The organism is Huintestinicola butyrica (assembly GCF_025567215.1).
Taxonomy (GTDB): domain Bacteria; phylum Bacillota; class Clostridia; order Oscillospirales; family Ruminococcaceae; genus Huintestinicola; species Huintestinicola butyrica.
This window is the reverse complement of sequence record NZ_JAOQKB010000002.1, coordinates 92,635-117,738: the sequence shown is the minus strand read 5'-3', so window position 1 is coordinate 117,738 and position 25,104 is coordinate 92,635. Positions and strand designations below refer to the sequence as shown.

General features: G+C 46.7%; 20 protein-coding genes. 6 read left to right on the top strand and 14 right to left on the bottom strand.

Annotated elements, in window-relative coordinates; all coding sequences use genetic code 11:
* The first annotated feature begins 9 nt into the window (after positions 1–9).
* The 5 genes from OCV68_RS02770 (at position 10) to OCV68_RS02750 (ending at position 4,081) form a co-directional block, all read left to right on the top strand.
* Entirely contained in the window at positions 10–1,128 is a 1,119-nt protein-coding gene (locus OCV68_RS02770; protein ID WP_262570534.1) for a THUMP domain-containing class I SAM-dependent RNA methyltransferase, read from the top strand.
* A 297-nt stretch (positions 1,129–1,425) separates the two neighbouring features.
* Positions 1,426–1,986, top strand: a complete 561-nt coding sequence (locus tag OCV68_RS02765) for a manganese efflux pump MntP (RefSeq protein WP_022475787.1) — start codon at positions 1,426–1,428, stop codon at positions 1,984–1,986.
* Positions 1,987–2,142: 156 nt separating this feature from the next.
* Positions 2,143–2,865 (top strand): DnaJ domain-containing protein, encoded by a 723-nt coding sequence (locus OCV68_RS02760; protein WP_262570532.1) that lies wholly within the window; start codon positions 2,143–2,145, stop codon positions 2,863–2,865.
* Positions 2,866–2,883: 18 nt separating this feature from the next.
* Complete coding sequence (locus OCV68_RS02755; protein WP_262570529.1) at positions 2,884–3,288, top strand: hypothetical protein; 405 nt, start codon at positions 2,884–2,886, stop codon at positions 3,286–3,288.
* A 13-nt stretch (positions 3,289–3,301) separates the two neighbouring features.
* Positions 3,302–4,081: a sulfite exporter TauE/SafE family protein gene (locus OCV68_RS02750; RefSeq protein WP_262570527.1), complete on the top strand. Its 780-nt coding sequence runs from the start codon at positions 3,302–3,304 to the stop codon at positions 4,079–4,081.
* Between the two features lie 59 nt (positions 4,082–4,140).
* Here the strand turns inward: OCV68_RS02750 and OCV68_RS02745 are convergent, their stop codons facing one another.
* The 10 genes from OCV68_RS02745 to OCV68_RS02700 form a co-directional block, all read right to left on the bottom strand.
* On the bottom strand, positions 4,141–4,500 hold the full coding sequence (locus tag OCV68_RS02745; protein WP_022475783.1) for a type II toxin-antitoxin system PemK/MazF family toxin: 360 nt from the start codon (positions 4,498–4,500) through the stop codon (positions 4,141–4,143).
* 252 nt (positions 4,501–4,752) lie between these two features.
* Positions 4,753–5,835 carry a CPBP family intramembrane glutamic endopeptidase gene (locus OCV68_RS02740; RefSeq protein WP_022475782.1) on the bottom strand — a complete coding sequence of 361 codons (1,083 nt, stop codon included), beginning with the start codon at positions 5,833–5,835 and terminating at the stop codon, positions 4,753–4,755.
* Positions 5,836–5,886: 51 nt separating this feature from the next.
* Positions 5,887–7,197, bottom strand: coding sequence for a thymidine phosphorylase (locus OCV68_RS02735; protein ID WP_262570524.1), 1,311 nt, complete (start codon positions 7,195–7,197; stop codon positions 5,887–5,889).
* Between the two features lie 23 nt (positions 7,198–7,220).
* On the bottom strand, positions 7,221–8,771 hold the full coding sequence (locus tag OCV68_RS02730; protein ID WP_262570523.1) for a SpoIID/LytB domain-containing protein: 1,551 nt from the start codon (positions 8,769–8,771) through the stop codon (positions 7,221–7,223).
* A gap of 73 nt (positions 8,772–8,844) precedes the next feature.
* The gene (locus OCV68_RS02725; protein ID WP_022475779.1) at positions 8,845–9,882 is read right to left on the bottom strand and encodes a class B sortase; all 1,038 of its coding nucleotides are present in this window, start codon (positions 9,880–9,882) and stop codon (positions 8,845–8,847) included.
* 33 nt (positions 9,883–9,915) lie between these two features.
* A complete protein-coding gene (locus OCV68_RS02720) occupies positions 9,916–11,928 on the bottom strand; it encodes a class B sortase (protein ID WP_262570520.1) in 2,013 nt (670 codons plus the stop codon).
* Positions 11,929–11,960: 32 nt separating this feature from the next.
* Positions 11,961–12,920 (bottom strand): class B sortase, encoded by a 960-nt coding sequence (locus tag OCV68_RS02715; protein ID WP_262570518.1) that lies wholly within the window; start codon positions 12,918–12,920, stop codon positions 11,961–11,963.
* Between the two features lie 20 nt (positions 12,921–12,940).
* Complete coding sequence (gene srtB / locus OCV68_RS02710) at positions 12,941–13,888, bottom strand: class B sortase (protein WP_262570516.1); 948 nt, start codon at positions 13,886–13,888, stop codon at positions 12,941–12,943.
* A gap of 252 nt (positions 13,889–14,140) precedes the next feature.
* Complete coding sequence (gene thiI / locus OCV68_RS02705; RefSeq protein WP_022475774.1) at positions 14,141–15,316, bottom strand: tRNA uracil 4-sulfurtransferase ThiI; 1,176 nt, start codon at positions 15,314–15,316, stop codon at positions 14,141–14,143.
* Between the two features lie 22 nt (positions 15,317–15,338).
* Positions 15,339–16,475 carry a cysteine desulfurase family protein gene (locus tag OCV68_RS02700; protein WP_022475773.1) on the bottom strand — a complete coding sequence of 379 codons (1,137 nt, stop codon included), beginning with the start codon at positions 16,473–16,475 and terminating at the stop codon, positions 15,339–15,341.
* A gap of 327 nt (positions 16,476–16,802) precedes the next feature.
* On the opposite strand from OCV68_RS02700, the gene OCV68_RS02695 reads away from it, so the two are divergent.
* Positions 16,803–17,963, top strand: coding sequence for a CPBP family intramembrane glutamic endopeptidase (locus OCV68_RS02695; protein ID WP_262570512.1), 1,161 nt, complete (start codon positions 16,803–16,805; stop codon positions 17,961–17,963).
* A gap of 175 nt (positions 17,964–18,138) precedes the next feature.
* Here OCV68_RS02695 and OCV68_RS02690 read toward each other — a convergent pair whose 3' ends face one another.
* From OCV68_RS02690 to ppk1, 4 genes are all read right to left on the bottom strand, one after another.
* Positions 18,139–18,762, bottom strand: a complete 624-nt coding sequence (locus OCV68_RS02690; RefSeq protein WP_262570510.1) for a putative ABC transporter permease — start codon at positions 18,760–18,762, stop codon at positions 18,139–18,141.
* Positions 18,763–19,120: 358 nt separating this feature from the next.
* Positions 19,121–20,893 carry an ABC transporter ATP-binding protein gene (locus OCV68_RS02685; protein ID WP_262570508.1) on the bottom strand — a complete coding sequence of 591 codons (1,773 nt, stop codon included), beginning with the start codon at positions 20,891–20,893 and terminating at the stop codon, positions 19,121–19,123.
* A 13-nt stretch (positions 20,894–20,906) separates the two neighbouring features.
* Positions 20,907–22,652 (bottom strand): ABC transporter ATP-binding protein, encoded by a 1,746-nt coding sequence (locus OCV68_RS02680; RefSeq protein WP_262570506.1) that lies wholly within the window; start codon positions 22,650–22,652, stop codon positions 20,907–20,909.
* Between the two features lie 342 nt (positions 22,653–22,994).
* Positions 22,995–25,094, bottom strand: coding sequence for a polyphosphate kinase 1 (gene ppk1 / locus OCV68_RS02675; RefSeq protein WP_262570504.1), 2,100 nt, complete (start codon positions 25,092–25,094; stop codon positions 22,995–22,997).
* Between the last annotated feature and the right edge of the window lie 10 nt (positions 25,095–25,104).

The window sequence follows — 25,104 nt, the reverse complement described above, 5'->3', positions numbered from 1 at the left end:
AAGTTTTATATGGATAATAAGATAACACTCAGCTGCCCCTGCCATTTTGGTCTGGAAAGCGTACTTAACTTTGAGATAAAGAAGATCGGCGGCGAAAATATCACCGTCACCGACGGACGTATCTCATTCGAGGGCGGATATGATATCCTTGCCCGTGCAAATATCTGCCTTGCCACAGCTGAAAGAGTGCAGATAAAGCTTGCTGAATTTCACGCCGATACCTTTGACGCTCTCTTTGAGGGTGTTAAGGCTATCCCTCTGGAAAGATTTATTGGCAAAAGCGACGCATTTCCCGTCAAGGGTCACAGCCTGAACTCAAAGCTTTCCAGTGTTCCCGCCTGCCAGTCCATTATCAAAAAGGCAGCGGTTGACAGGCTGGCTTCCGTTTATCATCTGAATTATTTCGAGGAAACAGGCTCTGTTCATCAGATACAGTTCAATATCCTCAAGGACACCGTTACCGTTTATCTTGATACATCGGGTGCGGGACTGCACAAGAGAGGCTACCGTCGCAATTCCAACGCTGCTCCTATCAAGGAGACCCTTGCGGCAGGCATAGTTGACCTTGCAATGGTCAAGAGAAATACAATCTTCTGCGACCCTTTCTGCGGAAGCGGAACCTTCCTTATCGAAGCCGCATACAAGGCGCTGAACATTGCTCCGGGACTTAAAAGGACATTTGCAGCCGAAAAGTGGGACGTTATCCCCCAGGATATCTGGCGTGAGGAGCGTGTCCGTGCAATGGACAGCATTATCCGTGACAGCGATTTCTTCGCATACGGCTATGATATCGACCCCGAGTGCGTTCAGCTTTCCATCGACAACTGCGCAAAAGCAGGGGTGAAGAAGCGCATAAGGATAGAGCGTGCCGATATCAGGGATTATGACAATAAGGACGGCGAGATAACAGTCTGCAACCCTCCCTACGGCGAAAGAATGCTGGAAATAAAGGAAGCCGAGAAGCTTTATACCGAAATGGGCAAGGTGTTCAAGGCAGATAAGGAGCACCCCTGTGCAATAATCTCGCCCCATGAGGACTTTGAAAAGTTCTTCGGCAAGACTGCCAACAAGCGCAGAAAGCTTTACAACGGCATGATAAAGTGCAATCTTTACTCATATTACAAATAATTTCAAAAATCGCTTGACAAAATAAGTTTAATATGTTAAACTTACAATATTGTGAATATGTACCTGCGTGGGGGAGTAATCTTCTTAGACTGATACAAGGTTTAAGCGGCAAATCGACATACCGACCGAAAAGGTCCGGTTTGCCTTAATTGATAAGACTCATGTACAGATGTAGCCGATGTTTCGGTTCTGTCTGTATATGAGTCTTTTTGTTTTGTACGGAACCAAAGACCGCAAGGTCATACAAACAGCGGCATATTCATAGAATGTATTATTATTCTTGAAAGGATTTGAAAAATGGATCTTCTGTCATTATTTCTTATTGCTGTGGGTCTCTCAATGGACGCATTTGCGGTCTCAGTCTGTAAGGGGCTTGCCACACCTAAGTACAAGCTGAAATATTCCATGATATGCGGCGCATGGTTCGGCGGATTTCAGGCGCTTATGCCTGCGGTGGGCTATCTTCTCGGCGTAAATTTCAAAAAGTATATCACAGCCATTGACCACTGGATCGCATTTGTGCTGCTTGCTCTCATAGGCTTCAATATGATCAGAGAGGCGCTCAAAAATGATGACGAGGGCGCAGACCCGTCATTCACTGCAAAGTCAATGTCACTGCTTGCCGTTGCTACCAGTATCGACGCACTTGCTATCGGCATAACCTTTGCATTCCTTGATGTTAATATCGTTGCTGCCGTACTTTTCATCGGAGTCTGTACATTTGTTATCTCAGCCGCAGGCGTTAAGATCGGCTCTGCTTTCGGAACCAGATTCAAGTCCAAGGCGGAGATCGCAGGCGGTGCGATACTTATCATTCTCGGTTTAAGGATACTTGTTGAACATCTGATGAATTCCTGAGTGACATTAAAATCCCATTAGAATTGCGACAGAATGAAAAGAATAATGTGATAAACAGCTGAAAATTATGATTATCAGTTGACGGTGGATTTTCTGTGTGTTAAAATAAAAGTATAGCAGAATGCTCTATTTACACGATAAAAAGGAAGACTTGATATGAGTGAAAATCCCTATGCAGTTCTCGGTCTTGAGCCGGGAGCTACCGATGATGAAATAAAGAAAAAGTATCGTACACTGGTAAAGCAGTACCACCCCGACCTTCACCCCGATGACCCCGAGGCTGCCCGCAAAATGAGCGAGATAAACGATGCTTACGAGCGCATAAAGTCAGGGGATACGGGTCAGAGCCCATACGGCAGTGCGGCATACAGCAGCTCCGCCCCCAGCGGAACCTATACCAGAAACGGAACAAATTATTATTACCGGTATGCCGATATCAATGATTTTGATGATATCTTTAAGGCGTTTTTCGGCGGATTTGGCTTTAATATGCACACTTCCGATACCATGAGCGCCGAGGAAGCCTTTGAACGTATCGACAACTACCTCAGAAGCGGCGATTATCGGAACGCTGCCGCTGTGCTGAACCGTTTTTCTGTCTCCGCAAGAGATGCCAGGTGGTATTTCTACGCAGCCGAATGCAGCGAAGGCATGGAGAATTTCTCCGATGCGGTGCAGTATGCAGAGCAGGCGGCACGTATGGACAGCACCAACAGGGTGTATGCTGATTATGCGGCACAGCTCAATAAAAAGCATGGCTTTAAGCTGAAGATACACAGGTTTATCCCAAGACTTTTGTCAGGTATTGCAATGGTGCTGGCGATAATGTTTATTGTAAGAATGTTTGGTTTTCTTTTCTTTCCCTTTTTAACTTTTTAATGAAAGGCAGCGTTTAAAATGGACAAGCTCAGGAATAAATTTATAAACTTTATGTATGGCAGAAGCGGCCCAGACAGCCTTTATAAGGCGACTATGATAGCCTGTATCGTGCTGATGATAATCAACCTTTTTGCCCGCTCGATCATACTCAATCTGCTTATATGGGCATTGCTCATATGGGGAATGTTCAGGGCGTTTTCCAAGAATATCTACAAGCGCCAGCAGGAAAATATCAAATTCATGCAGCTTACCGACAAGGCAAAACGCAAATTTAATATGACAAAGACCATGCTGACAGATAAGGAACACTGCTATAAAAAGTGCTCCAAGTGCAAGACAGTTCTGCGGCTCCCCAAGCAAAAGGGTGAGCATACCGTTCAGTGCCCTAAGTGCAGGGAGAGCTTCAAAGTTAAAATAAGGTAAGGGATAATTAAAAATGTCAGGCTGGATAATAACAATAATCGTCTGCTTTCTGGCAGGAATGGGCGCAGGTCTGGGAACAGGCTTTGCGGGAATGAGTGCGGCTGCGGTAATAACCCCAATGCTGGTAACGTTCCTCGGAATGCCCGCATATGAGGCTGTGGGAATTGCCCTTGCCTCAGATGTGCTTGCCAGCGCAGTTTCGGCATATACATACGGCAAAAACAAAAATCTTGACATTAAAAACGGACTTATAATGATGGCTTCCGTGCTGGTATTCACAGTTGTGGGAAGCTATGTTTCAAAGCTTGTGCCAAACTCGGCAATGGGTGGATTTTCCGTCTGCATGACGTTCCTGCTGGGTATCAAGTTCATAGTAAAGCCGGTTATGACCACCAAGGAGAAGATGGAGAGCGTTTCTCCCAGGAAGAGAGTTATCCAGTCTATTGTCTGCGGCGTGCTTATAGGCTTTATCTGCGGATTTATCGGTGCAGGCGGCGGAATGATGATGCTCCTTATCCTTACAAGCGTTCTGGGCTATGAGCTTAAAACAGCCGTTGGAACCAGTGTTTTCATCATGACCTTTACGGCGCTCACCGGTGCTGTTTCGCATATGGTAATGGGCGGAATGCCTGATATCCCCGTGCTTATCCTCTGCGTTGTGTTCACGCTTATCTGGGCGAGAGTCGCTGCAGTGTTTGCTAACAAGGCGTCGCCAAAGACACTTAACCGTGCCACAGGCGTTGTGCTTGCGGTGCTGGGTCTGGGAATAATGATAGTTAATTTTGTAAAATAATGCAAAGCAAAAGGCTGTATCTTTTTTCGTGATACAGCCTTTTATATTATGGCGGAACGTTATGTAGCTCCGCCTGAACCTAATCCGAAGCTGATGGATAAAGCGTTGTCAACACGGTTCATTGACGGCGTATCCAGTTCGCCCATGCGTTCTTTCAGACGCTTTTTGTCAATGGTCCGTATCTGCTCCAGAAGCACAACACTGTCCTTTGAGAGGCCGCATTTATCAGCGTGTACCTCGATATGGGTGGGCAGCTTTGCCTTTTCACGCTGACTTGTGATGGCAGCCGCTATAACAGTGGGACTGTGACGGTTACCCACATCGTTCTGAACGATAAGTACAGGACGTATGCCGCCCTGCTCGGAGCCTACCACGGGGCTGAGATCGGCGTAATATATTTCTCCTCTTTTAACAGACATTTTTGCTATCATCCTTTCCTGATATCGGAATTTATCGTCTGTTTATATTTTTACCGCTTATCTTGAAAATAAACAGCGGCGGAGAAATTTTTCTAAAAAGAAGCGGGGGACGGATAATGATACTAATCCCCAATAAAACTATAGACAAAAAATCATCGCATAATCCATATACGCAAGATTATGCTCGATTTTTTGTATAGTTTTTAATTGGTTCTTAGTATGATATCCGATGCCCCCGTTGATATTATATGTTTATATGCTGATAGTTGTTACAGTGCCGTAAAGCATATAGGCGATTACCACAAGCCATGGTACCGATGTGAAGAAATACTTCCATGTGCGCTGTTTTGAGTAGAGCGATGTGCGGAACAGCTTTCCGCCCGATGAATAAAACCTGATAATGATAACTATTGAAGCGATTATGCAGGCAAGGCGCAGAGCCACATTCAGCAGGGAAGCTATTACCAGCGGCATATATCCCATGATGGTGGCTTGGAGGTTGCTGATGTCTATGCTGCTGTTTTGTATCAGCACCATAAGCACCGCCGACATACTGTTGTTGATTATATGCAGTATCATTGAGGGGACAAGCGAGTTGTATTTTACCGCAATGTACGCCCATACCAGACCCATGCAGACCGCCGGGAGACACTGTGAGAAGTTCTGGTGCATAAGTCCGAACAGCACTGCGGACATTATTATTCCAAATGTGTTGCCGTATTTGCGCAGTCCGTCAAGAAGCACTCCACGGAAGATAAGCTCCTCCATAATAGGCCCCAGCAGGCAGATGTAAAGGTAGATAAGTATTTCAAGCCATAGGGGATTGTTTTGCGGCGCAATGTTAAGTGCGCTGGTGTTGTTTACGGAAAAGTCCGACAGCTTTCCGCTGAGAGCCGCCGCAATGGCTGAAATTATTACATTTATGACCGAGCCGACTGTTACAACTCCGAAAGACAGCGCCGTGAATTTCAGGAAGCTTCCGCCTGTGATACCCTTGACTGTGAATTTCTTCCTGATATCCGTCTTTGTCACCAGCAGACCCACGCCGAAAGCTGCAATATCCGCAATAAACGGGAAGACGTAGGAATATATGGCTTTCATCAGGGGAGTGCTCCTGATGATTTCCTTGCCTGCGTCTATCTGCTCCTTGGAATATCCGCCGCCCAGCATTGCCGCACATAGCTGCAATATCAGTGTGTTAAGTATGCTGAAAACGAATATCAGCGTTACAACTATCCATGCTATCCTGAAATAGTACCGCCGCAGCTGCTTTTTTTCGTCCTTGTCAGGCGGCGGACACATCATATTCGACTGCTGATAAATATATCCGTTCATATTATGTCCTTTCTTTTTTATTGTATAAAAAATGCCCCGAAAAAGGGGCATTTATTCGTTTCTGATAATTTTCAGCACGGCAGTTCTTTCGGGAACAGGCTCGTCGCTGAACGAAAATACATCGTGGAAATCACGCTTTATTTCTTCAAGGTCGCATTCTGAGGAGGTCATCACCGTTCCCAGAACATCGCCCTTATTTACGCAGCTGCCAACATTGCAGCTGAAAATAATGCCTGCGGTGCTGTCAATGTCGCCGCCCTTGACCTTTCGTCCTGCGCCCAGAGCCAGCGATATAAGACCTGTCTTTTCGCAGGATATCTTTGAGATATATCCGCTCCTGTCAGCTCTTACCTCTGCTGTGCGCTTCGGCTTTCCGAAAAGGGAGTAATCGTCAAATGCTCTTACATCTGCGCCCTGCATCTGAGCCATTGTCCTGAATGCTTCAAGTGCCTTGCCCGAATGTACTGCATCTTCCGCCAGCCTGCGACAGCAGTTTTCATCGCCCTTGCCTGCAAGCATGAGCATTTCTGCGGAAAGGGTAATGCTGACTTCATAAAGGTCAGCGGGAGCATTGCCCTTCAGCGCTTCTATTGCTTCAATGACCTCCACTGAATTGCCCACCGCATGACCCAGGGGCTTATCCATATCGGTAAGGACAGCTGTGCATTTTCTGCCTGACAGCTTTCCCACAGATGTCATTGCCGAAGCAAGCTTCATGGCATCATCGTAATTTTTCATGAAAGCACCATCGCCCACCTTTACATCGAGGACGATACCGTCAGCGCCAGTTGCAAGCTTCTTGCTCATAATGCTGGAGCATATGAGGGGAATGCTGTCAACCGTGGCAGTGGCGTTTCTCAGCGCATATATTTTCTTGTCCGCAGGAACCAGCGTGCCTGACTGCCCTGCAATGGAAAAGCCTGTTTTTCTGATTATCTCAATAAACCTTTCATGGCTTATTGAGGTGCTGAAGCCCGGAATTGATTCAAGCTTATCGATCGTTCCGCCTGTATGACCGAGACCACGTCCCGACATCTTTGGAACATAAATCCCACAGGCAGCGCATATAGGCGCAGCGATCAATGTAGTCTTGTCTCCGACTCCGCCTGTGCTGTGCTTGTCGATGCAAATGGCTCCAAGCTCCTCAGACGGGTGGAATGTGTCGCCTGAGTGCATCATTGCCATTGTGAGGGCTGCCGTCTCCTCAGCTGTCATTGACTGAAAGCATATCGCCATCAGCAGTGCCGACATCTGATAATCGGGGATCTCGTCCCTCACATATCCGTTAACAAACCATCTTATCTCATCGTCGGAGAGGATACCTCCACGGCGTTTTTTCATTATGATATCATAAGCGGTCATATAACGGCGTCCTTTCTGTAAGCTTACTCTATTGTGATACCGGGGAAGTAGTAAGCAAGTATCTGATCGTATGTATAACCCTGTTTGCCGAGAATATTTGCACCGTTCTGGCTCATACCTACGCCGTGGCCGTAGCCATATGTAATAAAGGTGAATTCACCGTCAGCATAGCTTACGTCGAAGCACCAGCTCTTGATGCTGTATTTGAGCACCTTCTCACGAAGTCTCATGCCGGAAATTGTGAGCTGATTATCAACATTAAGTCCGCTTACGTAATTTCCGTCAACTCTGGAGGTTACTGTGAGCCAGTTTGCGGGATCCTCGGATAAGGTGATGCCTAAGCTGCTTTCAAGCGCTGTGCGGATCTGATCCTCGGTAAATACGGTGATAACACCATAGTTGGGGTCGGACTGAGCATCAAAGGGAGTGGCAACGCTTGCGAGATAGGGAACATCTGCACCGCCCCATACATTTACGGCAGAAGCTGTAGTGCCTGCGGAGGAAGCTGTGTAAACTGTCTGGGCAACCTTGCCGTTATAGTAGCAGCATTTGCCCCATACAGCGTTTACTGCGTCGGTCACTTCCTGGGGAATATCTCTCTTTACCAGAACGGTAGGTACAAGTCCGTTTACGTTGTGGTATTTAACATATGAATATGCTGCAACAGCCTGAGCCTTGAGAGCTTCGGGGCTGAACGAGGGCGACATTTCAGTGGAAACTATCATTGATACCAGCTGATATGCGTCAAACTGCTGAACGGTTCCGTCAACTCTTGCGGTGAATATCTCGCCTGCTTCGGGGTCGAAGGTGGTAAGAGCTGTATCGGAGGGGGCAGTTTCAGACCATGCGGGAGTAGTCTCAAAATAGTCCGAATAGTCGTAAACGGAGTCATCGGTAGGCTGTGTGGAAGCGTCTATGTCCTCCTGCATCTGCTCCAGTCTGCGCTCGATATCATCGGTGGAGTCGGTGACAGCCTCATCTGTAACAGGAGTTGTTTCTCTGTCCAGCTCGGAAAGCAGGTCTGCCTCGCTTTCGGCAGCGTCTGCAAATGCCTCGGGAGCCTCAACAGTTACCTCCGCAACGATATGGTCGGTGAACTCTTCCTCGGCAGCAGTGGTTTCGGAAGCGGTCGTTTCATCTGCCTCCTCAGGCTGAGCCTCTGTGACTTCCTCCTCGGTCATTGCCTCGGGTACTGCTGTCACAACAGCTTCAGTTTCTGCCTCGGTAACATAAAGGGGAGTTATGACCACCTCGTCGGGAGCTGTGGTCACAGCCTCATATTCGGGGTTAAGGTCAAATCTCTTGTTTACCTGTGCTTCTTCGGCGCTTTCGGGGATATCGGCTTTCTCCTTCAGTACCTTATTATGTGCGGCATCAGAAAAAATATCTATTGATGCTTTTTCTGTCTGAACAGTGTCAGTCTGCTCTGTCTGCTGTGTTTCGGCGGAAGTTTCGTAAAACTTTCCCGAAATACTGTCGGTGTTTACCTCGTCCTTCATGCAGAAGGCAAAGGTGTAGAGACCACCGACAACAGCAAGCGCAGCTATGCCGTTGAGTACAGTTCTCAGTTTCATAATAATATCCTTTCTCGTAGCTTTTATCTCTTTTTTTCAGGGAACAAAGTGCAGAAATTCCCTCTGACGGTCGTTATTCGTCTATATATGTTCCGCCGTTATATTTATAGTAGATGGCGGGCCATTTCGGATTGGGGTTCTTGCTGAATTTTGTGGTGTCGATAGTGTCTGTGGATTCATCAGCTCGAAGCTTTCTTGCCACGATAACATGGCGGGATTCGTCCCACTCGGTGGAGCAGGTGGAAAGTGTGAGGTACTCATCGTCCTCAGTGCAGTCAATACCGGTAATGATAGTGCTGCGCTTTGTTATCTCGTCCATGAACTTGTCATAAGGATAATCGTCATTGAAATCAATATAATTCTGGTAATCGAAAACGGGATTTCCATTGTCATGCTCAGGGAGAGTGTTTATTACAAAGGAAGCGATTATAACATAAACGTCTTCCGAGTAATTGGTGTTAAAATAAACAAAAGGATTTTTCAGCCAGTAAGCGGGATCCCAGCGGTAGTAGTCCAGATTTCCGAACATAGTGCCGTCCTTCTGGTTGTGAGCGTAAAGGATAATGTTGTCCGAGCGCTCATATCCGCCCACCTTGTTGCGGTAATCCGCAAAGCAGGTTCCGCACTGGCGCTGATTGTTGTAGAAGTTGTGCTTGAGGTAATACTCATTGTCCGTGCCCTTGACAACAGGCTCGTCAACGCAGTCAGGGATACGTACATATCCCACTGTGTCGGGGTTGATTGCCAGCAGCTCTTTTGCCGCAGCCAGCTCTTCAAGGGGAGGAAGCTCCTCGGGAGGAGTGTTTTCATCGGTCTCGGCAGGAACGTCATCGGTCTTGTCCTGAGAGGACTGTGACTGCTGGAGCTGCGCCTGCTGATAGATGACTTTCAGAGTATTGTGGTTCTGCTTTGCCTCATACATCTGGTAAAAGTAATCGCCCAGAAGAACGGCGCAGACTATCAGGACAACAATGGAGATAAGTACGATTATCTTATTGATGATCTCTGATGAAGAGTCGCCCTTCTGCGGAAAAAAGGATTGCGCAAAGGTTTTCTTGGGACCTTTTTTCGCAGGCTTTCTTTCAAATCTTACTTCATCGCTCATGGACATAGCAAAAACCTCGTAAACTTCAGAATATCAATATTATTTCTTGGATTTTCTTGTGGTCGTGACCTGTGTTGCAAGAGAAGGAGCAGTGTTGCGGGAGCTTGACTGTTCAGTCTCGGATTCGGGTACGGTGGTCTCCTCTCCGTCGGAAACATCGGAATCGGGAACTTCCGTTTCGCTTTCAGGCTCGCTGTAAACAGAAGCGGTGGTTCCATTCTCAATTTTCGGAGCAAGGCTCAGCTTTGAAACAACAGCATCGCTCTGCCTGGTCTTGACGGTGGTGGTCACGGTGGTAGGTTCTGTCGTTACCGTTGTGGTCATTTCGGGAGGTGCGGTTATGATCGAAGTAGTGATAGCAGTCTCGGAAGTGGTGGTTTCCGTTGTGGTCTCCTCAGAGGTGCTGTTCCTTGAAAGGATAGCGTCCCAGTCGATCTGCTTTGCGTTGGGATTGAGCCTTGCGGTGGAGAAATCAAAGCTGTCAGCAGTTTCTCCCTCTCTCAGCTTTCGTGCCAGCACAACAAATCTGGAGTCCGAATACTCAGTGCTGCAGGTGGAAAGCAGCATGAGCTTGTCGCCGAAAGCAACGTCAACAGGGGAGATTATCTGATTTCTCTTGCCTATCTCACCCATGTACCAGTTAAAGGTAGCTTCGTCATTCAGCGTTTCGATATAATCGTGATAGTGGAAAACCTCGCCGTTGGAATCCTGCTTCTCGTACACATTTGTAACAAAGTAGCCGTAAATAACATAATCGCCTACTTCGTAATCGGTGTTGAACGAGAATATGGGATTTTCACGGTAAAACTCCACGTTGTTTTTGTAAAGCTTCAGGTTTCCGAACATGGTGCCGTCTTCCTGATTGTGACCGTAAAGCACCACATTGGGAGAAGTGTAATCCTCCGAAACGGTGCAGCGGTAGTCAATGAAAATGGAGCCTGCCTTGTTTTTCCTGTCGTCATAGGTGTGGGTCAGATAATAGATGTTATCATCGCCCTGAACAACGGGAGCATATATGTCGCAGGCAGGGATCTCAAGGAAGCCCTTAACATTGTCGGAGATATTCACAAAGTCGTTCATAACGCTCTCGGCGTGGGACTCACGTTCTTCCTGAGAGGGGAGAATGGTAACGACCTCGCCGTCATCAAGAATAGAAGTGGCAACAGTGGTAGTTACCTTTTCCTCTATTTCCTTTGCGTCCTCGACCATTTCACGGGACTGTATGAGCGTGCTGATGAGCATTATGGCAGCTGCCACAAAAACGCCTGTTGAAGCTATAAATACTATCTTTCTTATAACCTCGCCTGCGCTGTCGCCCTTCCATGGGATTATCCCCTGGATAAAAGGCTTTTTCCCGGCAGGTGCGCTTTCCTCAGGCTTTTCTTCCTGAGGGCTGTCCTCATCGGAAATATTGCTGTCGGGAGAAAAGTTATCCTCAATGATAATGCTGTTTTCATCATTGTCATTGTCCTTTTCGTCCGACTGAACGATCCGGTCAAGCTGATCTCCGCCGTCAGCGGAAATATTTATCTCGTCGCTTTCTACCTTGTTTTCCGTAATGTTGCTGTCCTTTTCGGAGCTTGCTTCATCGGAAACAGCGGTGGACGCAGTAGCGTCAATGCCTGCTTCCTCATCGAAAATGACTATCATGCCGTTTTCGTCGGTGACAGGCTCGGTTATCTTAGCCTTGCCGTCAGCATTGCTTTCAGGCTCGGGCTTATCTGTAACAGGGGAGAAGCTTACGGTCTTTGCCTCGGAAACATCAGCCATATCCGATATTTTCTCAGCCTCGGGAGCTTCCACGCCTGCGGGTTCGCTTTCAGTATCTGCAGTATTGTCTATGGTGCTTTCAAATCCGCTGCCCGAAGCGGCTGCGTCATTGAAGAACTTGGAAAAATCACGCATAGTTCTGGGCGGATCATTTTCCTTCGTAGGAGTGCTGCTCTCCGAAGGATCGCCCGACTGTTCAGCAGTGAAATCTTCTATCAGACTGTCGAAGAAACCGTCAACGTCTTTCTTTTCACCGCCTGAGGTCTTATTTTCATCTGACATAGTAATAACATTCCTTTTTGTTTTTAGCCTGATTATCTGCTGTAGATGTAATTCCAGTCAGGCTCCTTTGCGTCGGGATTGAGCTTTGCGAGAGATGTGTCCACCTCCGGGCTTTCGCCGTCACGGACACGTCTGCCGATAACGACAAAGCGTGAAGGCTCAAATTCGTTGCTGCAGGTGGAAAGGGTCATAAACTTGTCCCCCTCCTGAACATCAACGCCCGTGATTATTTCGGAGCGCTCCTCCACATTGGAAATGAACTCTTCATAAGTCCTTTCCTTTGAGCCGAAGCGTATGTAGTTGTGATAATCAAACACATTGCCGTCTGTTGTCTGCTCAGGCTCGACCTCGCAGACAAAAAGGGCGATTATCTTATATGTGTATTCCTCGTAAAGGTTTGAGAATGTGAATGTGGGGTGCTGGAGATAGAAGTCAAACTTCTTTGTGTTCTGCTTGGTTATCTTGTATTTCTGGAGAGTTCCGAACATAGCGCCGTTTGCCTGATTATGGCCGTACAGCACGATGTTGTCGCTCTGGTTGAAATCGTAATCATTTACCACGCAGCGGAAATCGGCAAACACGGTTCCCGGCTGGGAATAGTTGCCGTAAAAGTCATGGTCAAGGTAATACTCATTGTTATCGGTCTGCATAACAACGTTGTCGATGGTTGTGCCGCCAACGGTTATCCAGCCTGCAGTGTCTGCGTTGTCATTTACAAAGCTCTGCATGGAATCGAGCATAACAAGAGGCTCGGGAGCAGGAGTTGTGGCTTCTGTGGTAGCTTCGGTAGTCGCCTCAGTCTCGGCTGTGGTAGTCTCCTGAGTGATTATCACCGTTTCCGAGTGGCGCTTTGCCAGCTCGTCCTCAAGCTTTGCCGCTTTCTGTTCCTGAATAATATAATATGCAAGATATGCAAGTGATAATGCCAGTATTACTGACGCTATCACCACAATTATTTTTCTTGGAGAGAATGTTTTTTTATTGCTGCTCATCTTTTAACCATCTTTCCGGATTATTTGAATATCACTTTCCAGTCAGGCTCTTTTGCCTGGGGGTTAAGGTATGCTGCCGACGTATCCACCTCGGTATCCTCGCCCTTTCGTGTCTTTCGTGCAAATATTACGAACCTTGATGGCTCAAACTCGTTGCTGCACGTTGAAAGTGTGAGAAACTCATCGCCGTACCTTACATCTACCGATGTTACGATCTGGGAACGCTCGTTTATGTTCGAGATAAAGTCCTCATAGACCGCCTTGTCGGAAAGGTCAAGGTAATTGTGATAGTCGAAAACATATCCGTCCGAAGTCTGATAAGGCTCGACCTCGGTAACGAAGTAAGCGAAAATTTTGTAAACATCGCTCTGATAGTTTGAGTTGAATGTAATTGTCGGGTGAGCCTTGTAATGCTCAAGATTTTTCTTGTAGTCCTTAAGGCTGCCGAACATTGAACGGTCCTTCTGGTTGTGACCGTAAAGGACAAGATTGTCCGACCTTTTATTTGATGTGAGTACGTCACGGTAATCAAGAAATACCGTACCTGCCTTGTTGCTGCTACCGTCGAATGCTTTTTTCAGATAAGTGGAGTTATCTGTAGTCTGAACCACAGGGAAATCCACCTCTGTGCCTTCGATGCTGACATATCCCACAGTATCGGGATTTATTTTCAGCAGCTGAGCAGCTCCGGGGAGAACATCTCCTCCCGAATCGTGAGCTATATATGACTGATAAAGGCTTTTCAGCGAATCGTTCAGCTGACGGGCGCTGAATGAAAGTCGGAATTCATTTGCAAGGATAACTCCGCAGCCTATGAGCACCAGCACGGCAAACTGAGTGAAGAGCTTTGAAAAGACTTCCTTCACGCTGTCGCCCTTTTGTATAAGCAGCCAGTGACCTCGCTTGGCTTTCTTCTTAGCCTTTACCGCTTTTTTGTACGCCCTTTCGGCGCTTTTTGACATTGCCATTTAATTTGACCGCCTTCTCTGAGAGCTTATTTCATTTCAATTTCAGGCTTTTCTCTCTTTGTGGTGTCATAATTAAAATATAGATAAACCCCATTTGGCGACACCTATATAACTTAATAATACACTCAAAACGCCCAAAAGTCAATAAAACAGATCAAAGTTTGTGAGATATATCAAATACAGCAGAACTATTTCTACAAAAGACGGGCTTATTTCACCTTGACAACACAAAACTGCCATTCAGGCATCAAGTCAGCAGATATTAAATCTCTTGACCTCGGTCTCTTCCACAGCCTTTTGGATAAGCGGCTCGAAATCGAAGGAGTTCTGTGCTGCGATGACCTCTTCAAGTATGGGCTTTGTCTTGGGGTGCTTGGGAGTGAACACGGTGCAGCAGTCCTCGTAAGGCTCGATGGATATATCAAATGTATCTATCTTTCGTGCTATTTCAACTATCTCGCTCTTGTCCATGCCGATAACGGGACGGAATACCGGCATACGGCAGGCATTGTCGGTGCATACGATAGCACCCATGGTCTGGCTTGCAACCTGACCAACGCTCTCTCCTGTAATGAGGGCGGTTATGCCGTTTTTCTCGCAAATTCTCTGGGCAATTTCCATCATAAGGCGGCGCATGATGATGGTGAACAGCTCTTCGGGGCAGTTGTCTCTCAGAGCTTCCTGTATCTCGGTAAAGGGAACGCAGTAGAATGTGGTATCGCCGCACCATGGAGTTATCTTCTCGCAAAGGCGCTCTACCTTCATTCTTGCTCTGTCAGAGGTGTATGGAGGAGAAACGTAGTGGATAGCGGAAATGTCTATTCCACGCTTTGCCATCATATAGCCTGCAACGGGGCTGTCGATACCGCCCGAAAGCAGCAGCATAGCTCTGCCTGAGGTGCCTACGGGGATTCCTCCCGCAGCGGGGCGGTTGCCTGTGTGGATATATGCGTTGGTGTCTCTTATTTCAACGTTTACGGTAACATCGGGGTTCTTTACATCAACATCAAGCTTGGGGAACTTTTCAAGGATACGTCCGCCCAGCTCAGCGCAGATCTCGGGAGACTTCATAGGAAAACGCTTGTCGGAGCGCTTTGCCTGAACCTTGAATGTGCGTGCGCAGGAAAGCTCCTCGCCGCAGTATTCCAGTGCGTCACGGCAGATAGTCTCAAAATCCTTTTCGGTTATCATCGCACGGCATATGGCAGCAGCGCCGAAAACTCTCGATGCCCTGAGAACAGCCTCGTCCATGTCGATAGTGTCCTCCAGAGGCTCGCAGTAGATCATGGACTGGGAACGGGTGTAGTCAAACTTGCCCAGAGGCTTCAGGCGGTGTCTCAGGTTCTTGATGAATGATTCTTCAAAAGTTCTCTTGTTAAGACCCTTGAGAGCGATCTCGCCCTCTTTGAGCAGGATAATTTCTTTCATATTATAATTCCTTTCAGATTTCTTATCTCTTGGCAAGGCTCATGTAGCCTTCCTGCAATGCAGTCGCCAGTGCTTCTACCTCTCCGCATGATGACATTCTGGAGAATGATACTCTTATGGCAGAATCAGCCACCTTGTCGGGAATGCCCATAGCAGTAAGCACACTGCTGTGACCGCCCTTTGAGCAGGCAGAACCGCTGGAAACGTAAATATTCTTGCTTTCAAGGAAGTGGAGCATTATCTCGGAACGTATGCCCTTTACGGAGAAATTCAGTATAAATGGGCACTGATCCTCAGCGTTGGAGTTTATGGTGATGTAGTCAAGAGCCGCAAGCTTCTTTCTCAGCCTGTTGTTAAGCTCTTCAGCATTTGACCATGCAGTGGGGATTGTCTGGAGCTGTGCCCTTACCGCAGCGCCGAATGCGCTTATAAGTGGAACTGACTCTGTTCCCGAGCGCATACCCTTTTCCTGACCGCCGCCCAGCATTCTGGGATTTACCCTGATGCCCTTTTTGATGTACATAGCGCCTACGCCCTTGGGAGCGTGTACCTTGTGACCGCTTACGGTGATAAGGTCAGCGTTAAGGTCTGCTGTCTTGATGGGTATTTTCAGGAAGCCCTGAACAGCGTCGCAGTGAGTGATGCAGTCGGGATAGGAGCGTTTTATCTGTGTAAATATCTTCTTTACGGGCATTATAGCTCCCGTTTCGTTGTTTACCAGCATGCAGGAGGCAAGCACGGTGTTATAATCAACGGCAGCGATGAACTCGTCAGCGTCGATCTCGCCTGTTTTCTGGGGCTTTATCCTTACGACCTCAAAGCCGTTCTTTTCCAGATACTTCATGCTTTCCTCAACGGATGGGTGCTCAATGGCGGAAACGACTATCTTTTTTTTGCGTTTGCCGTAATGCTCGGCAGCGCCTATGATAAGCGTGTTGTTGGATTCGGTAGCGCCCGATGTGAATGTGATGCACTCAGGCAGGCAGACAAGAGCAGCGGCAATGGACTTGCGGGCTTCCGTAACGGCAAGCTCGGCGTTCAGACCCACTCTGTGGAGAGAGGAGGGATTGCCGTAATTGTCGGTCATAGCGGCGAGAGCGGCAGCAACGGCTTCCTCGCAGGGCTTTGTGGTAGCGGCATTATCGAGATATGCAGGCATATATGACCTTTCCTTTCTATTCATATAATACTAATCTTCAATCAACCTAATGAACGATTAAAGACTGGTATAACATCTAAAAATGCTTTATTTTCACATACTTATTTTCATTATACTACATTCCAATAAAGATTTCCAGTACAAATATAAAAAAATGTGTATATTGTTACGATGCACAAAACAAGAGGAAAATCATTGCCGTAAATGGTAAATCAGCCAAAACTCTTGGTCTGCTTGACTTTTTGTCATTTAACTGATATAATAATCCCATACCAAGCAGTTTAATAAAGCAGCTCAGTAAAGCATATTACAAAAGGAGATATGAAAATGTCCGACAATATCAACAAGAACGGGGAATTTGATATTCCCGAAACAGCACAGCCCGCTCAGTACAGCTGGAATAATACCCCTCAGCCAGAAAGCTCAAATGAAGAAAGCCCCGTAATGATACGCCGCAGAGTTAAAAGCGGATATAACTGGGCTGGTTCCCTTATCCTTTGGCAGCAGCTTTTTGCCATGATAGGCATGGTTATTTTCCAGATGATATATTCAGCAATGGTGATGCCCTCAATAATTGCCGATAACCCGGAGCTTACCGCAGAAACGATTACGGCAGAGCTTACTGCACGCATGTCGGAAGGCTCGGCAATGATACTGATGAACTCGGTATGTATGCTTGCGGCAAATATTCTTGCAATCATAATAGTATATTTTGCTTCAAAGAAGTTCAAATTCAATGAGATGTTCTCAAAGTCTGACTTTCCTTCATCGGGTATCGTTCTGGCGGCGCTGGGCATTTTCGGAATACAGGGCTTTTCCATTTTGGTTCAGACCCTTGTTACAACCCTGACAGGCTATACAGGCATGAGCGAGACCACGTCCTCCGCCCTCAGCTTCACTGACAATATTGTGACAAATATCGTGCTTCTGCTGTATGTGGTGGTGGCAGCCCCCATTCTGGAAGAGATAATGTTCAGAGGTCTTGCCATGAATCTGCTTGCACCTGTCAACAGAACATTTGCCCTTATCGCTTCTTCACTGCTTTTCGGACTTATGCACGCAAACTTCAACCAGATATTCAACGGCTTCCTGCTGGGAATGCTGCTGGGATATATCGCCCTTAAAAGCGGCTCAATAATCTCGTCCATGATATGCCACGTAGTTGCAAATGCCAATGCAATGCTCCTGTCCTACATTTTTGAGCATAAGCTTGCCGACACTATCGGCGACAAGGCATATACATATGAGTTCATTGCTTTTGCAGCCGAGCTTGTGATAGGCGGCGTTGCACTGTTCTTTATGCTGAAAAAGTACGGCAAGGTAAATCAGTCGGATATCATCACTACCTCCTACACATACGAGTTTGAGCAGGCAGAGGAGAAAAAGCTCACATGGAGCGCACTTCTTAAATCGCCCACATTCTGGGTATCGGCAGTTATCTGCCTCGGAAGCGCCTGCCTGATGCTCACACAGGTTACGGTTTCATAAATCACACAAATTAAATTGTACAGCGCTCGGAAAGGCATTTCTTACCGAGCGCTGTTTTTATGTATTTGCCTAGTGTTTTTTCAGTTCATTGGCAGGTGAGCAAACAAAAAAAGCGGCAGCCTCCTGAAAGGAAAGCTGCCGTAAAATATATCAGCCGCACATGATGCTGTAAGCGTCATGTTGTTTTGAGGTGACTGCGGCGGGTCTGTATCTGCCACTTTGTGTTGAGACTTCTTGTTCTGTGCATCTTTGAGAAGCTTGCAACAAGGTCGGTGGACATTATCAGCATAAGGATAATGCTGGCGGATTTTGCTTCCTGTGCGGGTATCATTGTGATAACGCTCATTATGGGGTCGAAGCAGGCGCCCATAAAGGAAGTGATGATGGCTGCAAAGCCGATGCTTGTGGGTATTGATGTGTATTGTGTGATATGCAAGGGGATCCAGTTGTAGTTCCAGTACTGAATGCCGCATATCTTTTCCATCAGATGACCCAGAATAAGTTCTCCCACGGTGACAACTGCGAAAGCGCAGAGGAAATATACAAAGAATTTTTCGCCCTTTGATCTGTCAACGGGAACCATCTCTGCGAGTGCCATATTTTCAGGCGTGCCCAGCAGCAGGTACATTCCAACGACCAGCAGACCGTATCCCATAAGGAACGGCGCATTCATATTGCGGTTGTCAATGAACCCCTTTGTCAGTGATAGCCACAGATTTTCCAGTGAAAATCCGAGGAATGAGATGACAGCTACCATTATACCCAGTGAATAAATGTCATACTTCATAATCATAATCATGACCGTCCTTTCGTTTTATATTTATCGGTGTGTTCCGATATTTCTTTCAACAATACCAATATAATATAGTTTCCGCAACTGAATCTCAACTAAACCTCAACTACAGTTGAGATTTGACTGTTGGTCATTCTTTTCTGCTTTTTGAATAATTTTTACATATATTGACTGTATATTTTGTTGAATATTTTGGGCAAAATCGGCGAATATATTTAAAATATTAAGGCAGTATTGATAAAAATAAAGTGAAGATGCGCAGAAAAATAATATCATTTCGGAATTTGCAAGATGAAATTGAGCTTATTTTTCTCCCAAAAAATAAAAAACCACAGCCGGATAAAATACCCGACTGTGGTCATATTCATATCGCCTGAGCCATGCAGAGCTTGTAATAAAGCCCCTTCTTAGCCATAAGCTCATCGTGTGTACCCGACTCGGCAATGCCCTTGTCGGAGATGTACATTATCTTGTCGCAGCTCTTGATGGTGGAAAGACGGTGGGCAATGATGAACGATGTTCTGCCCTTCAGCAGATGGTCAATGCCGTGCTGGATATACCGCTCTGTCTTTGCGTCAATGGAGGAGGTAGCCTCGTCAAGCACAAGTATCTTGGGGTCTGCAAGAATAGTTCTTGCAAAGGCTATCATCTGCCGTTGACCCTGAGAAAGGGAAGAGCCTCTTTCCTTAACAAAGGTGTCGTATCCGTCGGGCATCTCGTTTATAAACTCGTCCGCTCCCACGACCTTGCAGGCAGCTTCTATCTCTTCATTGGTGGCATCGAGTCTGCCGTATCTGATATTGTCACGAATGCTGCCGCTGAAAATAACGCTGTCCTGGAGCATTATGCCCATTTGTGAGCGAAGTGATTTCAGCGTAACATCGGAGATGTCAATGCCGTCAATAAGCAGCCGTCCGCCGTTCAGATTGTAAAATCTTGAAATAAGATTTACTATAGTGGTCTTTCCCGCTCCCGTAGGGCCTACCAGCGCAATGCTCTGACCTGCCTTTACAGCAAAGCTCAGGTTTTCAAGGATATTGATGCCCTCTTCATAGCCGAATGTAACATGGTCAAAGGTAACATCGCCCTTTATCTCGGGCATTTCTGTGGCATTTTCCTTGTCGGTGACGGTAACGGGTTCGTCCATTGTCTCGAAAATTCTTTCAAGGTATGCAATGGTGTTGATGAAGGTGTTGTACAGATTGGAAAGGTTCATGATAGGCTGCCAGAATCTGCCTGAGTAGCCTGTCATAGCAACGATAGTTCCCACCGTGATTCCTGCCTTGGGACCAAGCACCAGCAGACCTACCAGATATATCGCACCTGTTACCCAGATGGAAATGTTATCAGCCACTGGCCATACCGCATTTGAGAAGTATATAGCTTTCATCCAGCTCTTGCGGTATTCCTTGGAAAGGCGGTCGAATATCTGCTCATTTTCCTCTTCACGGGTAAAGCTCTGGGTGATGCTTACGCCTACCAGACCCTCGTGAAGATATGCGTTAAGGTTGGAAGACTTGTTTGAAACGCTCTGCCAAGCCCTTCTTTGCATTTTTTTGATAGCGAACATAAAGAACAGGAACAGGGGAAGTCCCGCCAGAACTACCAGAGCCAGCTGCCAGCTTACCACGAACATGAACACGATGATGAAAATGATATTGAACATTTCCAGCACAAAAGTGATAAGTCCGTTGGTGAGCAGGTCGGAAACGCTGTTTACGTAGTTGATAACTCTTGTAAGTATCTTTCCGTGAGGTCTTGTGTCGTAGTATTCAAAGGGAAGCTTCTGCAAATGTTCGTACAGGTCTTTTCTGATGTCGTATATCATGTCCTGACCTGCAACAGTCATTATCTTTGCACGTATTGTGGAAAAGATAACGCTTATAACAATGGTGAGCAGCAGCAGAACTGCAAGTATAATAAGCTCGGCCTTATTTTCTTCGGGAATGGTAATGTCCAGCGCCCTTTGTGTGATAAGGGGAGCCAGCAGTGAGATGACCGCTGCCGCAACGCTCAGCAGCATTGATATGATGACCTGTTTTTTGTATTTTCCCACATAAACCAGCGCACGCTTGAAATGCCGTATGTCAAAAGGGGTCTCAAGCTGTTCGTCAACGTCGTATTTGTTTCTTGCCATAATATATCACCCCTTAGTTGGTCTGAAGGTCGTAAACTTCTCTGTAATAGCCGTGCTTTGCGATAAGCTCCTCATGTGTTCCGATATCTTCAATGGAACCGTTGTTGAGTATGATTATCTTATCAGCATTCTTAGTAGAAGATATTCTCTGGGCTATTATTATCTTTGTGCATTCAAAGTCAAGATTTTTCAGGCTGTTCTGAATGTACTTTTCAGTTTCCATATCCACGGCGGAGGTGGTATCGTCAAGGATAAGGACTGAGGGCTTTACTGCCAGCGCACGGGCAAGGGATATTCTCTGCTTCTGACCGCCCGAAAGTCCCACGCCTCTTTCGCCGATGATGGTGTCATATCCGTCAGAGGTCTTTCTGATGAAATCGTCTGCGGCGGCCAGAGTTGCGTACTTGTAAACCTCTTCCTCGGGCATATCGCTTCTGCCGAAAGCAATGTTTCCGTCAATGGTGTCGGAGAAAAGAAGCACGTCCTGAGAAGCCACGCCGATGTTCTTTCTCAGCTGTTCAAGCTTCAGCATCTTCACGTTCACTCCGTCCACGCTTACCTTGCCCGATGTGGTGTCATACATACGGGAGATAAGGTTGATAAGAGTGGTCTTTCCCGAACCTGTGGGGCCCATGATAGCAACTGTCTCGCCCGGTTCTATCTTAAAGGAGATGTCGTGGAGAACATCATTTTTCTTGTTGTATGCAAAGGAAACATGGTCAAATTCAACGGAACCCTTGAACTTGTCTGGCTTGTCAACAGCGTCCGCACGGTCAACGATAAGGGGACGGGAATAATAAACTTCGATTATCTTGTTGAGTGAAGCCACAAACCTCTGGAGATCGTTTATGATGTTTCCGAGCATTCTCATGGGGTTGGTCATTGTCCAGATAAGACCCGAAAATGCAGTGTATTCGCCCACGGTTATTCTGCCGTTCATAACGAACAGACCGCCTGCAAGGATCTGTACCACAGCAAGTCCCTGAGCTGTTATTTCGATAGAGGGGAAGTATTTGAGCCATACCAGCGATGCGCTTTTGTTTGCGGCGGAGTAATTCTTGTTGAGCTTGTCAAACTTCTCTGCCTCGTAATCCTCACGGGCGAAAGCCTTTACAACACGGTTGCCTGAGATGTTTTCCTCAGCACCCGTGTTCATTGCGGAAAGACGGTCACGCAGATCAACGTATCTGGGACCGATGACCTTCCTGAATGCAAGAGTGATTGCAAAAATAACAGGTGTAAGGGCTATCATGCACAGAGCCATGAGCCAGTCTATGGAGAAGAAGAAAATTACCGATGCGCTGTAGAGGACAATACATTCAAGTATTGACTTGATTATCCATGCAATGGAGTGACGCACCATGTCAAGGTCGCCGCTGAGACGTGTCATAAGGTCACCTGTGCTGTTTTTGTCAAAAAAGTCCGAGTCCTGTCTCTGAACATTTGCGAAAAGGTAATTTCTTACCTTGTAGATGATGCCCTGCGAAGCCTTTTCGTAGCATATGCCCGATGTGTATGTAATGCAGGTTCGCAGGAACGTAAAGCCTATCATTATAAGTACCAGACTTACCAGCCTCTGGGGAGCGGCGGCAAGATTGGCAGCAGCATTTTCCCCGTAGATGAATTCATCTACTATCTGCTGGCTGTAGTGGGGCGTGATGATGTACATTGACTGGCAGATGACTGTCATACAAAGTGCAACGATATATACCGCCCGATACCCCTTTAGGTTTTCCCATAACCATTTGATCTGGAACATATCAGTTCCTCCTTTCGCACCAAGCCTTCCCTGTAGGGCTTGGTTCAAGACATTAAGTGTTATTTTACACTATTTACCATGCTTTTCAATCGGATATTTCATAATAAATTATGAAGTTTTTAGCGTGCCACAGTCGGATTGAAATTTCCTACAAAGTATAGCACTTTGGTTTCACGAATAATATAATATATATATTTTAAAGTTGTAAAAAAATATCAAGCGGACATATAAGCATACATAAAACAAATGCCGCCCATAACGGACGGCATTTACAGCCGCTTTATTATACTATAGTTTTTAATACTGGGCCTGGGTGAAGTGTTAAAGCTCTGAATTGTAATTTTATCTTATTCTTCTTACCTTGACCTTTATGGGCTTGCGGACAGCTGCTGCATTTGCATTTTCTGCGGCTTCCTTGATAAAGTATTCCTGAGCATTGATAAGCTCTTCGCCCTCAGCGGGAATAACCTTTGAATAGGTTCCGTCGGGGTTCTGGATACGTGCCTTAACATTGTCCCTGAGCATGATATCGAAAATGTGGAGTATCCTGCTGCGTATCTTGGGAGAATTTATGGGAGCGGCAACTTCTATTCGTCTGATAGTATTTCTTGTCATAAAGTCAGCGGAGGAGATATATACCTTCCGGCGTTCACCCTTGCCGAAAATATAAATTCTGGAGTGTTCAAGATATCTGCCCACAATGCTGCGGATAGTGATGTTCTCGGTCTTGTCCTTGACACCTGCCACCAGACAGCTTATTCCTCTGATGACCATTTCGATCTTGACACCTGCGCAGCTTGCTTCGATGAGCTTATCCATAAGCACCTTGTCGGTAAGGGAGTTGAGCTTCAATCCGATGTAGGCTTCCTCTCCGCATTCTGCAGCGGCTATCTCCCTGTCGATAAGCTCGATTATCTTGTTCTGGAGCGAAAGGGGGGCTACCAGCAGATAAGAGGAATTTTCCACCAGATTGCCGATAGAAAGAGCATTGAACACTGTTCCTGCCTCCGCACCGATGTCGGAATCGGCAGTCATAAGGGAAAGGTCGGTGTAAAGCTCGGATGTCTTTTCGTTGTAGTTTCCTGTACCTATCTGAGTGATGTACTGCACCTCGCTGCCGTTTTTTCTTGTGATAAGCAGCAGCTTTGAGTGTACCTTCAGATTTTCGGGACCGTACATTACCTTGCAGCCTGCCTTTTCAAGGCGCTTTGACCACTCAATGTTGTTTTCCTCGTCAAATCTTGCACGAAGCTCTACCAGAACAAAGACGTCCTTGCCGTTCTCGGCAGCGTTTATGAGGGCTTCAACTATCTTTGAGTTGGAAGCCACACGGTAAAGGGTTATTTTGATGGAAACAACGTCAGGGTCATTTCCTGCCTCGTTCAGCAGTGTGATAAACGGACGAATGCTCTCATATGGGTACGAAAGCAGAATGTCTCTGCGGAGTATCTGGGGGATCATGGGCGCACCGTGTATTACCTCGGCAGGGCGCTGTGGAGATACGGGGGTGTAGAACATTTCGGGGTGAGCCTTTTCTATCCTGTTTCTCAGCGAGAATACAAAGGACATATCAAGGGGAGCCTTGCAGCGGGATATCTGATGCTCGTGCAGCTCCAGATTGTGGCACAGGAATTTCTCCGCTTCGTTATTGAGGCAGCCGTAAATTTCCAGCCTTACAGGGGAGAGCTTCTTACGCTTTTTCAGCAGCTCCTCCATTACCTGACGAAGATCAACATCATGGTCATAAAGAGCCTCTTCCATATTGATGTCGGCATTTCTGGTTATTCTTATAAGCGCCTTGTCGATAATGCGGTAATTTTCAAAAACGCTGTTGCAGTAGCGCAGGATAACTTCCTCCGCAAGAACAAATCTGAGGCGCTCCTTGTCGGGGAGGATTATCATTCTGGGGAAGCTTCCGTTTGCGGGGATAATGCCCAGCTTAACGGAGTTTTTGGACTCCAGATGAGTGATAGCATAGATATCCTTGTTTTTAAGGAATGGGAACGGGTGACGCTTATCCACCACCTGCGGGGAGATTATGGGGCGGATCTCGGAATTGAAGAACGCCCTGAGATAGTTTTCTTCCTCAGGCTTGAGAGATGACATCTTAACGTGCTCCACGCCGATAGCGGAAAGGGCACGCATGGTGTTGAAGTAAGCGGCATCTTTCAGGGGAACAAGCTCTGCCACCTTGTGATAAATGGCGTTCAGCTGATCCTTTGGGGTCATGCCTGTCTTGTTGTCGGCTTCGTTATCCTCAACAAGAGTTCTGTCGTAAAGGGAGCCGACTCTTATCATAAAGAATTCGTCCAGATTGGACTGGAATATCTGTGAAAAAAGCAGCCTTTCGCAAAGGGGAACATTGTCGTCCGTTGCCTCTTCAAGAACACGTACATTGAATTTAAGCCAGCTGAGTTCACGATTGTCATAGCAGTTATTCATAACAGCAACC